Below are 13,302 nucleotides of genomic sequence, written 5' to 3'. Positions count from 1 at the left end.
TTTAAATAAAAAAATGGTTGGCTACTAAAAGCAAAATACTAATGATGATGCTAGAACCTATAAATTTAAAAATTAATTTGTGATTGAGCTGAGCTAAAATAGAAGTATTTGCTAAAATACAAGCCAAAACAACTACAGCCAATTGTATCATTTGTAATTTGGAAGTTCCATTAGCTAAAATAGTCATGGCAGCAGCGCCACCTAAACAACTTTGAACTAAAATGGATAAGGTGGCAGAACTAATAAAACTATGATTGAATTTTTCGAAAGCAGCGTTATAAAGTGTCATAATACTAAGGTTAAAAATTATTATAATACAAAATTAAAGGTTGTTTGCAGCTAAATCCATGATATTTATCAGGTTATAAATGGAATTTTTTTCCTAGATAAAAGAGAAGGTTTGTAAAAACTTGAAAACTTGAAAACCAAATAAAAAAGGGTTACTTTTACTTATTATGCACAAACAGATTACTAGTATTTATAAACAAATTACCCAGGCCAAGCAGCAAAACAAAAAACTTTTGGCTATTTTGATTGATCCCGACAAAATTAAATGGGAAAATGTAACGGAATTAATTGGCAAAATTCAACAATCGCCTGCCACTCATTTATTGGTCGGAGGAAGTTTGGTCGAAAATAAAATTTTAGATGATTTGATTTTAAAATTGAAGGCAACACTCACCATTCCAATTGTGTTGTTTCCAGGTGATCCGAGTCAAATTTCCGCTCATGCCGATGCTATTTTATTCTTATCGTTACTCTCGGGTCGAAATCCAGATTATTTGATAGAATACCAAGTACAGGCGGCTCCCATTTTGAAAAGAACGAAACTCGAAGTCATTTCTACCGGTTATATTTTGATAGAAAGTGGCAACGAAACCGCTGTGGCACGAGTAAGCAAAACCCAGCCAATTGATCGCAAAAAACTCGATTTGGTTTTGGCAACGGCACAAGCAGGCGAAATGTTAGGAAATAAACTCCTGTATCTTGAAGCCGGAAGTGGTGCCAAAAACGCCATTCCGTTGCCGATGATTCAATTAATAGCAAACAATATTGAAATTCCTATAATTGTTGGCGGCGGAATAGTAACTTTGCAACAAATTCAAGAAGCCTATCAAGCAGGAGCTGATGTAGTCGTTATAGGAACCGCATTTGAAAATAATCCTCATTTTTTTGATGAGATATCCCAATTATAATACCCCCATTCATGATTGATTTTTTTATCGAGGCGTATCAAAAAGTTCCGTATTGGCATATAATTTTAGAATTTATTGCCTTTGTATTTGGTGTTTTAAGTGTTTGGTTTGCCAAAAAACAAAATATTTTAGTTTATCCTGTTGGATTAATTTCAACGATTATTTCAACCTATTTGTTTTTTGTAGCGGGTTATTTGGGTGATATGCTGATTAATTTTTACTACTCGATTATGAGTATTTACGGTTGGTATTATTGGTCAAAAGGAACGGAATTAGAACTGAATTTGCCTATTTCTAGAACCAATAGTAACGAAAAATTAATCGGAATTGGTTTTTTCCTGCTGACAATTTTTGTAGTTTTCGGCATTTATAAGTATTTTGATTATCCTATTCATTTTGATAATTACATCGATATTTTCGCTTCTGGCTTATTTTTTACCGCCATGTGGTTTATGGCCAAAAAGAAAATCGAAAACTGGACATTATGGATCATAGGCGATATTATCGTCGTACCACTTTACGCATATAGAGGATTAGGAATGATTTCCGCACAATATATAATTTTGACAATTTTAGCCATTTCAGCTTATTTAGAATGGAAGAAAAACTTAAACAACAGCAAACTTCGATAATCAAAATAGCACTTTTTGGTCCCGAAAGTACCGGTAAAACTACGTTGTCGCAACAATTGGCAGCACATTATAAAACCGAGTGGGTGCCCGAATTTGCCCGCGATTATTTGCAACAAAAATGGGAAGAAAACGGACATATTTGTGTGGCCGATGATTTGTTGCCCATTGCTTACGGACAAATAGAGCTGGAAAATGAAAAGCTAAAATTGGCCCATGATTATTTGTTTTGCGATACAAATTTGATGGTTACCAAAGTATTTTCGGAATTGTATTATGGTTTTTGCGATCCGGTTTTAAACGAAGCGGCTCTCGAAAATGAATACGATTTGACGTTTTTAACCGATATCGATGTGCCTTGGGAAAAAGATGATATTCGAGATACTGCCGAGGGTCGCGAAACGGTTTTTTCTGTTTTTAAAGAAAGTTTAATTCAAAACAACAAACCCTTTATTACCATTTCGGGTGATAAGGAAACGCGATTAAAATTGGCTACGCAAATTATTGCCGATTTAACACGAGCAAAAGCTTTGGGGCTTTCGTCGAACGAATTTGTTCAGATTTACGAACACGGAATTCCGTTTGAAAATATCATTTTTCAATTGGAAACCTGTAAAAAAGGCATTGCTAAAATTAATTTGATAAAACCCGCTACTTTAGGCAACGGAATTATCGCCTTATCCGAAGCGAATCTTATAAAAAAAGCACAATATTTTGATGCAAAAAAAGAAAAACTGCAACTCATGAAGTTTGTACCCGCTTCGGGTGCAGCAACGAGAATGTTTAAGTTTTTGATTTCTTTTTTAAACGATTTCGATCCAAATCACGAAAGCATCAATGCTTATATTAATCGAACTCAAGATACACAATTGCCTGTTTTTATCATCGGCATGGATAAATTTCCGTTTTTCAAAGCCATCGACAAAAAACTTCGCAAGAAAATGCCTCAATTTGACACCTTTTCGAGCGATTTTAAAAATTACTATTTCATCAAAATGATGCTTACATCCAAAGATTTTGATTATGCCAACAAGCCCAAAGCGGTGTTGCCTTTTCATAAATATCCGGAGCATGTAGCCACTCCAATCGAAGAGCACTTATATGAATGTTTGGCCTATGCCAGTGCGCACCAACAATCCGATTTGCATTTTACGGTTTCTGAAAATCACCAATCGCTTTTTGAAGAAATTGTAAAAACGGTAAAGCCTGAAATTGAAAAGAAAGCCAATACGCAAATTAGGGTTTCCTATTCGTATCAAAATAAAAAAACGGATTCAATTGCGTTTAATTTGCAAAACGAACCCTTTAGAGATGAGGAAGGAAAATTGTGGTTTAGACCGGGTGGTCATGGCGCTTTAATAGAAAACATGAATGCCTTGGATGCGGATGTTGTATTTATAAAAAATATCGACAACGTCATTCAAAACCATATCGAAACCACGGCACTTTACAAAAAAGCGTTAGCTGGAATTTTAGTTAAATTACAAGAAACAGTGTTTGACTATTTGCGATTGCTCGAAACCGAAATTTCCCTTGAAAAAATCAATGAAATTGCGCTTTTTTTGAAAAACAACCTGAATGAATCTTTTGAAGTTGATTTTGAAGAAAAAGCAGAAGAGGATAAGAAAGCCATTTTGCATAAAAAATTAAATTGTCCTATTCGAGTTTGCGGAATGGTTAAAAACGAAGGCGAACCTGGAGGTGGTCCTTTTTGGGTTCAAGATGAAAATGGGAAAATTTCTTTGCAAATTGTCGAGAGTTCACAAATGGATTTGGAAGATGTCAATCAGTCTAAAATTGCACAACAAGCCAGCCATTTTAATCCAGTTGATTTGGTATGCGGAATCAAAAATTACAAAGGAGAAAAGTTTGATTTGACTCAATTTGTAGATAAAAATACTGGATTCATAGTAGAAAAAAGTGTAAAGGGAAAACCAAACAGAAGTTACGAATTACCCGGATTATGGAATGGCGCCATGGCTAAATGGTTAACCGTTTTTGTATCGGTGCCCTTGCTAACTTTTAATCCAGTAAAAACGGTAAATGATTTACTCAAACAACCGCATCAATTGTTGTAATGAATAAGGAGCAAATTTTAAACGAGTTGCAATTTAAAGCTGTAAGAAGCAGTGGTGCAGGAGGTCAGAATGTAAATAAAGTGGCTTCTAAAGTGGTGTTGTCTTTTGATGTAGAGGCTTCGGAGGCACTTACTTTAGAAGAAAAAGTGCTTTTAAAAGAAAAAATTTCCAATCGTTTAACCGCCGAAAATGTACTGATTTTAAACTGCGATGAAGCTCGAAGTCAGTTTAAAAACAAAGAATTGGTAATCAAACGATTTTTAGATCTAATTCAAAATGGACTGAAAGTGGCCAAAATCCGAAAAGCCACCAAAGTACCTAAATCGGTTATCAAAAAAAGAATCAAAGACAAAAGAATTCATTCGGATTTAAAAAGCAATCGAAAAAAGCCGAATTTAGATTAGAGAAAAGAAGTTAGAAAAATAGAATTCAATTAATTGATTATAAGTGTTTTTGTTTCTCAATTCCTGCTTCTTGTTTCTTTATAAATAAGGTTTTAGTCTTTCTGATTTTTTTTATTGTTTTTTGATTTTTTAGAAGTACTTTTGCAGCGTCTCAAAGGGGTGCTTAAATCTGAATTTATTTCAGATTCTGAAACAAGTTCAGAATGAAGCTGAGATTATACCCAACGAACCTGGGCAGGTAATGCTGCCAAGGGAAATAAATTTTAGGAAAAGTATTTTTCTCTAAAATAAAACCATCATTTTTAATTTAACCAAAGAATAATTCCCCCTTTTATTCGTAATCCTTTTTACGGATGAATACTATTTTTAAACTTGTAAAGTTGCACAATTGCACAATTGCAAAAACGCCAAAAAGAGCAAAAAATCAATTAATTTTATTTTCTCTTCTTTCCTTATTCTGTTCTCTTATTGCTATTGCTCAAGAAAAAAAGCAAGATACTTTAACCGTAAATCATTTAGATGATGTTTTGGTTTCGGCTGTTCGCGTTACTTCAAAAACGCCGGTTACGTTTAGTAATATGAGCAAAACCGAGATTGCGCATCGAAATTTAGGACAGGATATTCCCGTTTTAATGAACTATTTACCATCGGTAGTAACCACTTCGGATGCCGGAAATGGATTTGGTTATACCGGAATTCGCGTACGAGGTAGTGATGCCACTCGAGTGAATGTCACCATTAACGGAATTCCGTATAACGATGCCGAAAGTCAGGGAACATTTTGGGTAAATATGCCAGATTTTGCTTCGTCGGTACAAAGTTTGCAATTGCAACGCGGAGTAGGAACGTCGACCAATGGATCAGGAGCTTTTGGAGCAAGTTTGAATATGTTGACCGATAGTTATGCCTACAAGGCTTCGGGTGAAATCTCGAGTTCGTACGGCAGTTTTAATTCGAACAAAAATACCATGAAATTTAGTACTGGACTGCTGAATGACCATTTTGAATTAGCCGGTCGTTTGTCTACCTTAAAATCGGATGGTTATGTAGATAGAGCGAGTTCTGATTTGAAATCGTATTTTTTACAAGGAACCTACGTTGGAAAATCAACGTTAATCAAAGCTTTGGTTTTTGGAGGAACACAACAAACCTACCAATCCTGGAATGGAATAGATGCCGAAACTTTACAAGAAAATCGTCAATTTAATTCGGCCGGAATTTTTACAGATGAATTTGGAAATACGCGTTTCTACGACAATGAAACCGACAATTACAACCAAGATCACTATCAATTGCATTGGAACGAAAGTTGGTCGGATAAATGGAGTTCTAATTTTGCTTTGCATTATACCAAAGGGAAAGGTTATTTCGAAAATTACAAAGAAGATGCCGATATGGCCGATTATGGTTTGAATGCGGTGGATGCCATTACCACAACCGATTTAATTCGCCAAAAATGGTTAGATAATGATTTTTATGGTACTACTTTTTCGGCAAATTATAATGCAGAAAATATAAGTGTAATTTTAGGAGGAGGCTGGAACCGTTACGAAGGCGATCATTACGGAAAAGTAATTTGGGCGCGATACGCTTCTCAATCGGAATTAGGCGATCATTATTACGATGATTTTTCGACTAAAAATGACGGAAATTTATTTGCGAAAGTTAATTATCAATTGTCCAACCAAATTGGGTTTTATGGCGATTTGCAATATCGAAATGTAAGCTATCAGGCCAATAGTTGGGAAACGGGTTTGGTAAATGATACGTTTCATTTCTTCAATCCAAAAGCGGGTGTAACCTGGACAATAAACGCTTACAATAATTTGTATTTTTCGTATGCTCGTGCCAATCGTGAACCGAACAGAACGGATTACGAAGGCGGAAATCCAAAACCCGAAAAATTAAATGATTTTGAAATGGGTTGGCGATTAAATTCGGAGAAAGTACAAATTAATACCAACATTTATTATATGGGTTACCGTGATCAATTGATTTTAACGGGTACTCTAGACGATGTTGGAAATCCGTATCGCTCTAATAGCGAAAAAAGTTACCGTTTAGGTTTAGAAGTAGATGCTACTTGGGCTATTTTAGATAAATTTACCTTGCGTCCGAATTTTACTTTAAGTAGTAATAAAAATGTAGATTTAGCAGTTGACGGACAAAATTACGGTACAACCGATATTGCCTATTCACCCGAAGTAATTGTAGGCAATGTATTGGTTTTTAAACCGATTGAAAATTTATACCTATCGCTTTTGCAAAAATACGTAGGCGAACAGTACATGAATAACATCGAATTGCCAGCTGCTAAATTAGCCGATTATTTTGTAAACGATTTGAATGTTTCCTACGAAATTAAGCCAAAATCGGTTTTCAAATCGATTGTAATTACCGGAATGGTGAATAATTTTTTAGACAAACAATATATTTCTAACGGTTATATGTGGGATGTGTACCCGTACTATTATCCGCAAGCTGGAATTAATTTTTTAGTTGGTTTAACCCTGAAATTTTAATTTTTCTCCAACAAAAAAATCCCGAAAATATGTCTTTCGGGATTTTTTGTATAGCGGCTGTTTTCTAAATTTTCAAGATAGTTCTCTAATTATAAACGCGCAGTACAGTTCCATTTTGTTCTACGCGGTATTGTTTCAAAGGATACTGTTTGTTGCCTAAACCGGTAAAAAGGCTGTATTGCGTTTCATCACACGAACAAACGGCATTAATGCCCTCTATTTTCATGGCGGTACAGCTCGTAGGGGCTTGGTTAGGACAGGCGGCATCATAGGCAACATAACCGCTTCCGGTATTAAATACAATCACACCTTTTACGCCTTGACCATTATAAATAATACCGTTGCTTGGGTATAGTAAGGATGAATACAAAGGTAGGCTCATGTTAACATCAAAGGCAAAACTATAATTTGGTAAATAAGGGTTGTTATTGTTGATGTCGTTATCGCTACAAGACAACAGAAAAAAAACAGTAAAAAGAAATAATCCAATCTTTTTCATAGGTTTCAAAAGTATTTGTCGAGCAAAAATAAATTATTTGTTACGTATGGCTATATGATTAACATATAATTATGTACTCTAAAAAAATATAGTATATTTGTACTAAGAAATCCCGTCCCGATGGGATTTTTTGTATTTATATAAACGATGAAATTATGAGTAAAGTATCTTATTATACCGCTGAGGGATTAAAAAAATTGAAGGAAGAGTTGGAATACTTAAAAAGTGTCATGCGTCCAAAAGCATCTCAAGATATTGCCGATGCCAGAGATAAAGGAGATTTGTCTGAAAATGCCGAATACGATGCTGCCAAAGAAGCTCAAGGTTTGTTAGAAATGCGAATTTCGAAATTAGAAGAAGTTTACGCCAATGCCCGATTAATAGATGAATCACAATTAGATGTGTCAAAAGTTTTGGTGCTTTCAAAAGTGAAAATAAAAAACCAAACCAACGGAATGGAAATGGTGTATACACTTGTTGCCGAAAGTGAAGCCGATTTGAAAACCGGTAAAATTTCGGTAACATCTCCAATTGGTAAAGGATTGTTAGGAAAATCAGTGGGCGAGGTAGCTGAAATTACAGTTCCAAACGGGACTTTAAAATTTGAAATTTTAGAGATTACGAGAGAGTAATTTCATTCTAAAAACGCAAGAAAAAAATTAATTAATTTAAAAATCGCAATATGAGTTCCATCTTCACCAAAATCGTAAACGGCGAAATTCCGTGTTATAAAATTGCCGAAGACGACCAATTTTTAGCATTTTTAGATATCAATCCCAACACAAAAGGACACACACTTTGTATTCCTAAAAAAGAGTTAGATAAGATTTTTGATCTTGATGAAGAATTATATATCGGATTGATGTGTTTTTCTAGAAAAGTGGCCATTGCTCTTGAAAAAACAGTTCCGTGTAACCGAGTGGCTATTTCGGTTATCGGTATCGAAGTACCACATGCACACGTACATTTAATTCCGTTAAATAAAATGGAAGATATTCGTTTTGTTGCCAAAGAAAAAATAACAGCCGAAGAAATGCAACAAATAGCTCAAGATATTGCTTCGAATTTGTAGAGAATTCATACAGGTAAAACAGAAAAAAAACGTTTAGGGAATTTTAAGCTCTAAACGTTTTTTTGTTTTGCTAAGGTTCAATTAATAGAAATCGGTTGTTACACACTTGAATGATACCGCACTTGTATCGTCGTGCCTTTTCCTAATTCCGATTGTAAAACTTTAATATTGCCTTTGTGGTATTCTTCCACAATTCTTTTGGTAAGCGATAGCCCCAAACCCCAACCCCGTTTTTTGGTGGTAAAGCCGGGTTCAAAAATACGTTTAAATTGTTTTTTCGGAATTCCAGAACCGGTATCGCTAATGTTGATTTTGACCCATTCTGAATCTGATTCAATTGAAATCGACAATTTTCCTTTTCCTTTCATGGCATCAATGGCATTTTTAACCAAATTTTCAATGGTCCAACTGTGTAAAGTGGGATTGATTTTTACCTGGATTGGCTCGGCAGGCCCCTCAAACGAAAAATGGACTTGCGAAGAAAAACGCGATTTTAGATAATCATATGAAGCGGCTGTTTCGGCAACAATATCTTTCATTTCCAAAACCGGAACCGAACCAATTTTAGAAAAACGATCGGTAATGGTTTGTAAACGGTCAACATCTTTTTGTATTTCGGAAGTGATACTTTGATCAATGTTTTCTGTTTTTAGCAATTCGATCCAACCAATTAAAGACGATAAAGGCGTCCCAATTTGGTGTGCTGTTTCTTTTGCCATTCCGGCCCAAAGTTTGTTTTGAGTGGCCATTTTAGTACTTTGATAAAAATTGTAAATCAAGGCGGCACACAAAAAAATAATCAAAACCAAAGCTATTGGGTAGTATTTGAGTTTATTGAGCAACTCCGAATTGCCGTAATACAATTTTTGGAATTTTCCCGGAGCATATTCAATGATAATAGGCTCGTTTTCACTTTTTAAGTTTTTTAAATATGATTCGTATTTGGCTTTGTCTTGCGTAACGGCTTCGGGAACATTCACCGAGCTAATGATTTTGTCATACATGGTGAGAATAACCGGAACCGAGGTGTTGTTGCTAAAAATTTGTAGCGGCAGTTCAACATCGGTGTTTTCGTTTGCATTAATCAGTGTTTTTTGTGCACTTGCCCAAAGGTTCATTTTTAGGCGTTCTTCATTTTTGAATATTTGAAAAAAGGTGTACGTATTCCACAAAATCAGACTAATAATGATAAAAGATATGGAGATAAGTACCCATCTTGAAATATTGCGTTTTTCCGAAAGAAGCATAACTACTAATTGAGGTATAAATATAACGAAATAAACCTATTTTAAATTTTATGCAGGTTTTTTTGAAAGTGAAACTCTTTAAAATTGCGACACAACTCAAAGCATTTGGTTACATTTGCTTGGAACTTTTTCAAAATAAATCGGTATTTATGCTTACAATTGATCCAAAAGAAACAACCGTTCAACTCCTGCAAACGTATTTACAAAGTGCTGTAGGACCAAGGCCTATTGCTTTGGCGAGTACCGTAAACGCAAGTGGAACACCAAATTTGGCTCCGTTTAGTTTTTTTAATGTATTTAGTGCCAATCCTCCGGTTTTAATTTTTTCGCCAGCCAGACGCGTTCGCGATTCCACGCTAAAACATACCTTATTGAATTGCGAGGCCACTAAAGAAGTTGTGATTAATGTAGTAAATTACGAAATGGTTCAGCAAAGTTCGTTGGCTAGTTCCGAGTATGCCGAAGGAGTAAACGAATTTATAAAAGCGGGTTTTACAGCCATTCCTTCGCGAGTAGTTAAGCCTTTTCGGGTAAAAGAATCTCCGGTTCAATTTGAATGTAAGGTTACGCAAATCATTTCGTTAGGAAACGAAGGAGGTGCGGGTAATTTAATTTTGTGCGAGGTGCTAAAAATGTATATTGATGAAGCAATTTTAGATGCTAATCAAGCCATAGACCAGTATAAAATTGATTTGGTGGCGCGTTTAGGAAGCAATTGGTATACGCGATCAAATGCCGGACTTTTTGAAGTCGAAAAACCCATTACCAATTTAGGAATTGGGGTAGCTGTTATACCAGATTCAATTAAAAAAAGTCCCATTTTTGATGGAAATGATTTAGGGAAATTAGGAAATATTGAAGCCTTGCCTACCAAAGAAGAAGTTACTATATTTGTGAAAGAGAACTTTGCTATAAAAGCAGTTCTAAGTGCTGATGATTCAGTGAAAAAGCATTTAGAAGCAAAAAAATATCTGAATAAAGGAGATGTTTTTTCAGCGTGGAAAGTACTTTTGGCCGAAAAATAAAATAATAAATAAATATATCGAAGATGGAAGTTACAGGAAAAATTAAAGTGGTGAATCCAGAGCAACAAGTGAGTGCGTCATTTAAAAAAAGAGAACTTGTTGTTACTACTGAAGAACAATATCCCCAACATATTTTAATCGAATTTACTCAAGATAAATGCGATTTGTTGAGCAATTATAGCGTGGGTGAACCCGTAAAAGTTTCCATCAATTTGAGAGGACGTGAGTGGGTAAACCCTCAAGGCGAAACCAGATATTTTAACAGTATTCAAGGTTGGAGAATTGAAAAAGTTGGTGCACCAACACAACCAGGAGTTCCAACTCCTCCAGTTCCAGCGGCACAAGCTTTTCCACCCGCAACTAATTTAAACGAAGAAGAACCAGACGATTTACCGTTCTAAATTACAATTTCAATAATGAAAAGTTAGAAGTTTGAGTGTACTTGAATTTCTAACTTTTTTGTTTTAAAAAAACCTTGGTATGCAGTATTTAACCAAAGAATTGTTTTTTCCAAATGTGAACGAAGCCGATGAAGAAGGTATTGTAGCCATAGGTGGCGATTTGTCTCCTGAGCGTTTGTTGTTGGCTTATCAAAGCGGAATTTTTCCTTGGTTTAACGAAGGCGAACCTATACTTTGGTGGTCACCCGAATGGCGAATGGTACTTTTCTTAGATGATATAATCATTTCGAAAAGTATGCGAAACATTCTTAATCGAAATATTTTTAAGGTTACTTTTAATCAAAATTTCGAAGCCGTTATTGCTAATTGTCAAAAAATTAAGCGTGAGGGTCAAAACGGAACTTGGATTACCAACGAAATGATTGAAGCGTATTGTAAATTACATGAATTAGGAAAAGCAAAATCGGTTGAGGTTTGGCAAGACGAGGAATTAGTAGGCGGATTATATGGAGTTGATTTAGGTCATGTTTTTTGTGGAGAAAGTATGTTCTCTAAGGTTTCAAATGCCTCAAAAGTGGCTTTTATCGCCTTGGTCAATAAACTAAAAAACGAACATTACAGGTTGTTAGATTGTCAAGTTTATAATTCACATTTAGAGAGTTTGGGGTGTGTAGAAATTAATCGCGATGATTTTATTTATATTTTAAAAAGTGAATAAAATGAGTACAAAGTTTGAAGTCAAACAATTGTTTATTTATCCAATTAAAAGTTTAGCCGGAATAGAATGTAAGGAGTTAAATGCTCAGGAAATGGGGTTTGAAAATGACAGACGCTGGATGCTTATTGACGAAAATAATGAATTTGTTACCCAAAGAGTTCACCCCAAAATGAGTCAGTTTTATCCCAAAATTGTAGATGATAGAATTGAAATTCGATACCAAAATGCCTTACATGAATTTCAAATTGAGGAATATATTGGAGAACAAATCCATTCAAAAGTCTGGGATGATTCGTGTCAGGTTTTTGAAGTAAATCCCAATACTTCAAAATGGTTTACCGACCAATTGGGATTTGTGTGTAAATTGGTAAAAATAATCAATGCAGGCGACAGAAAACATAATAGCAGTAAACTCAATCAAAATCTAAACGTAAGTTTGGCCGATGGCTATCCGTATTTGTTGTTGGGGACAAAAAGTTTGGAATTTTTAAACGATAAATTGGAAGAAAAAATCACGATACATCGCTTTCGCCCGAATATTGTTATTGAAACTAATTTTCCTCATGAAGAAGACGATTTAACAGATTTTGCAATTGATCAAGTTGAATTTAAAAACGTTAAACCTTGTGGGCGTTGCGTAATGGTTAATACCAATCCGATAAATGCTGAGGTTAAAAAAGAACCTTTAAAAACGCTAAGCACTTATAGAAAAGTGGATAATTCTATTTTATTTGCTACCAATGTCATGTGTTTGAATTCAGGTAAAATTCAAGTGGGCGATTTTTTAATTAAAAATTGAGCTTTGTAAAAGTCATTTGCAAAGTAGAAAACAAAACCAATTCATTTTTCAAACTTGGTAAACCAATAATTATTTTTAAGGTTTCGTGTGCCATCATCGTACCAATCATTCCGGGTAAAGTTCCTAAAACGCCATTTAAACTGCAACTCGGAACATCTTTTGGATTGGGTGGTTCTGGAAATAAATCGCGCAGGTTTTTACTTCCATTATTATTGAAAACAGCCAGTTGTCCTTCAAAGCCTAAAATACTTCCGTAAACCAATGGTTTTTCAAGAGCTACACAAGTGTCATTCACCAAATAACGAGTGGTGAAATTATCGCAACCATCCACAATTACATCAAATTCCTGAATGATTTTAGAGGCGTTTTCAGTAGTGAGCTTTTCTTCAAAAGCTTGAATTTTAATCAATGGATTTAGTTTTTCAAGTGTACTTTTTGCAGTAATGGCTTTTGACAAACCGATTTGTTCTTCGGTATATAAAATCTGACGATGCAGATTATGAATTTCAATTGTATCAAAATCAACAATGCCAATAGTGCCCACTCCAGCCGTGGCAATGTATTGCAAAATCGGGCAGCCCAAGCCACCAGCACCTATAACCAGTACTTTGGCATTTTTGAGTTTTTCTTGACCTTCATCGCCAATTTCAGGTAAAATCGTTTGACGGTTGTAACGTAAATATTCTTGAATAACACTCATTTTATTAGTCTT

Annotated in this window: 15 protein-coding genes; 11 read left to right on the top strand and 4 right to left on the bottom strand. The window is 35.0% G+C overall.

From position 1 onward, the window contains the following. Window position 1: 1 nt before the first annotated feature. A complete protein-coding gene (locus tag I5M07_RS14355; RefSeq protein ID WP_200107139.1) occupies window positions 2–289 on the bottom strand; it encodes a hypothetical protein in 288 nt (95 codons plus the stop codon). Window positions 290–455: 166 nt separating this feature from the next. Between I5M07_RS14355 and I5M07_RS14350 the strand changes: the two genes are divergently transcribed. From I5M07_RS14350 to I5M07_RS14330, 5 genes are all read left to right on the top strand, one after another. Beyond that, window positions 456–1,196: a geranylgeranylglyceryl/heptaprenylglyceryl phosphate synthase gene (locus I5M07_RS14350; protein WP_200107138.1), complete on the top strand. Its 741-nt coding sequence runs from the start codon at window positions 456–458 to the stop codon at window positions 1,194–1,196. Between the two features lie 11 nt (window positions 1,197–1,207). Then, window positions 1,208–1,828 carry a nicotinamide riboside transporter PnuC gene (gene pnuC / locus I5M07_RS14345; protein ID WP_200107137.1) on the top strand — a complete coding sequence of 207 codons (621 nt, stop codon included), beginning with the start codon at window positions 1,208–1,210 and terminating at the stop codon, window positions 1,826–1,828. Further along, window positions 1,792–3,903, top strand: a complete 2,112-nt coding sequence (locus I5M07_RS14340; protein ID WP_200107136.1) for a DUF4301 family protein — start codon at window positions 1,792–1,794, stop codon at window positions 3,901–3,903. The genes pnuC and I5M07_RS14340 overlap by 37 nt, the downstream gene beginning before the upstream one ends. After that, window positions 3,903–4,307 (top strand): alternative ribosome rescue aminoacyl-tRNA hydrolase ArfB, encoded by a 405-nt coding sequence (arfB, locus tag I5M07_RS14335; protein WP_200107135.1) that lies wholly within the window; start codon window positions 3,903–3,905, stop codon window positions 4,305–4,307. Before I5M07_RS14340 ends, arfB begins: the two co-directional genes overlap by 1 nt. Before the next feature lie 353 nt (window positions 4,308–4,660). Continuing rightward, window positions 4,661–6,829, top strand: coding sequence for a TonB-dependent receptor (locus I5M07_RS14330; protein ID WP_200107134.1), 2,169 nt, complete (start codon window positions 4,661–4,663; stop codon window positions 6,827–6,829). 85 nt (window positions 6,830–6,914) lie between these two features. On the opposite strand, the gene I5M07_RS14325 is transcribed toward I5M07_RS14330, so the two are convergent. Then, window positions 6,915–7,328: a Rieske (2Fe-2S) protein gene (locus I5M07_RS14325; RefSeq protein ID WP_200107133.1), complete on the bottom strand. Its 414-nt coding sequence runs from the start codon at window positions 7,326–7,328 to the stop codon at window positions 6,915–6,917. Between the two features lie 155 nt (window positions 7,329–7,483). On the opposite strand from I5M07_RS14325, the gene greA reads away from it, so the two are divergent. Further along, window positions 7,484–7,960: a transcription elongation factor GreA gene (greA, locus tag I5M07_RS14320; RefSeq protein WP_200107132.1), complete on the top strand. Its 477-nt coding sequence runs from the start codon at window positions 7,484–7,486 to the stop codon at window positions 7,958–7,960. 50 nt (window positions 7,961–8,010) lie between these two features. Next, a complete protein-coding gene (locus tag I5M07_RS14315; RefSeq protein WP_200107131.1) occupies window positions 8,011–8,400 on the top strand; it encodes an HIT family protein in 390 nt (129 codons plus the stop codon). A gap of 98 nt (window positions 8,401–8,498) precedes the next feature. Here I5M07_RS14315 and I5M07_RS14310 read toward each other — a convergent pair whose 3' ends face one another. Continuing rightward, the gene (locus I5M07_RS14310) at window positions 8,499–9,647 is read right to left on the bottom strand and encodes a sensor histidine kinase (RefSeq protein WP_200107130.1); all 1,149 of its coding nucleotides are present in this window, start codon (window positions 9,645–9,647) and stop codon (window positions 8,499–8,501) included. Window positions 9,648–9,796: 149 nt separating this feature from the next. Here I5M07_RS14310 and I5M07_RS14305 point away from each other — a divergent pair, with 149 nt between their 5' ends. From I5M07_RS14305 to I5M07_RS14290, 4 genes are all read left to right on the top strand, one after another. Further along, on the top strand, window positions 9,797–10,672 hold the full coding sequence (locus I5M07_RS14305; protein ID WP_200107129.1) for a flavin reductase family protein: 876 nt from the start codon (window positions 9,797–9,799) through the stop codon (window positions 10,670–10,672). A 23-nt stretch (window positions 10,673–10,695) separates the two neighbouring features. Then, window positions 10,696–11,073 (top strand): DUF3127 domain-containing protein, encoded by a 378-nt coding sequence (locus I5M07_RS14300; protein ID WP_200107128.1) that lies wholly within the window; start codon window positions 10,696–10,698, stop codon window positions 11,071–11,073. Window positions 11,074–11,152: 79 nt separating this feature from the next. Further along, complete coding sequence (gene aat / locus I5M07_RS14295; RefSeq protein ID WP_200107127.1) at window positions 11,153–11,791, top strand: leucyl/phenylalanyl-tRNA--protein transferase; 639 nt, start codon at window positions 11,153–11,155, stop codon at window positions 11,789–11,791. A gap of 1 nt (window position 11,792) precedes the next feature. Beyond that, a complete protein-coding gene (locus I5M07_RS14290; RefSeq protein ID WP_200107126.1) occupies window positions 11,793–12,590 on the top strand; it encodes an MOSC domain-containing protein in 798 nt (265 codons plus the stop codon). On the opposite strand, the gene I5M07_RS14285 is transcribed toward I5M07_RS14290, so the two are convergent. Next, window positions 12,580–13,290: a HesA/MoeB/ThiF family protein gene (locus tag I5M07_RS14285; protein ID WP_200107125.1), complete on the bottom strand. Its 711-nt coding sequence runs from the start codon at window positions 13,288–13,290 to the stop codon at window positions 12,580–12,582. The genes I5M07_RS14290 and I5M07_RS14285 overlap by 11 nt on opposite strands. Between the last annotated feature and the right edge of the window lie 12 nt (window positions 13,291–13,302).

Origin of the sequence: Flavobacterium agrisoli, assembly GCF_016522065.1 — a bacterium.
Classification (GTDB): Bacteria; Bacteroidota; Bacteroidia; order Flavobacteriales; family Flavobacteriaceae; genus Flavobacterium; species Flavobacterium agrisoli.
The sequence above is the reverse complement of the archived record's forward strand: the minus strand, read 5'-3'. Positions and strand labels throughout refer to the sequence as shown.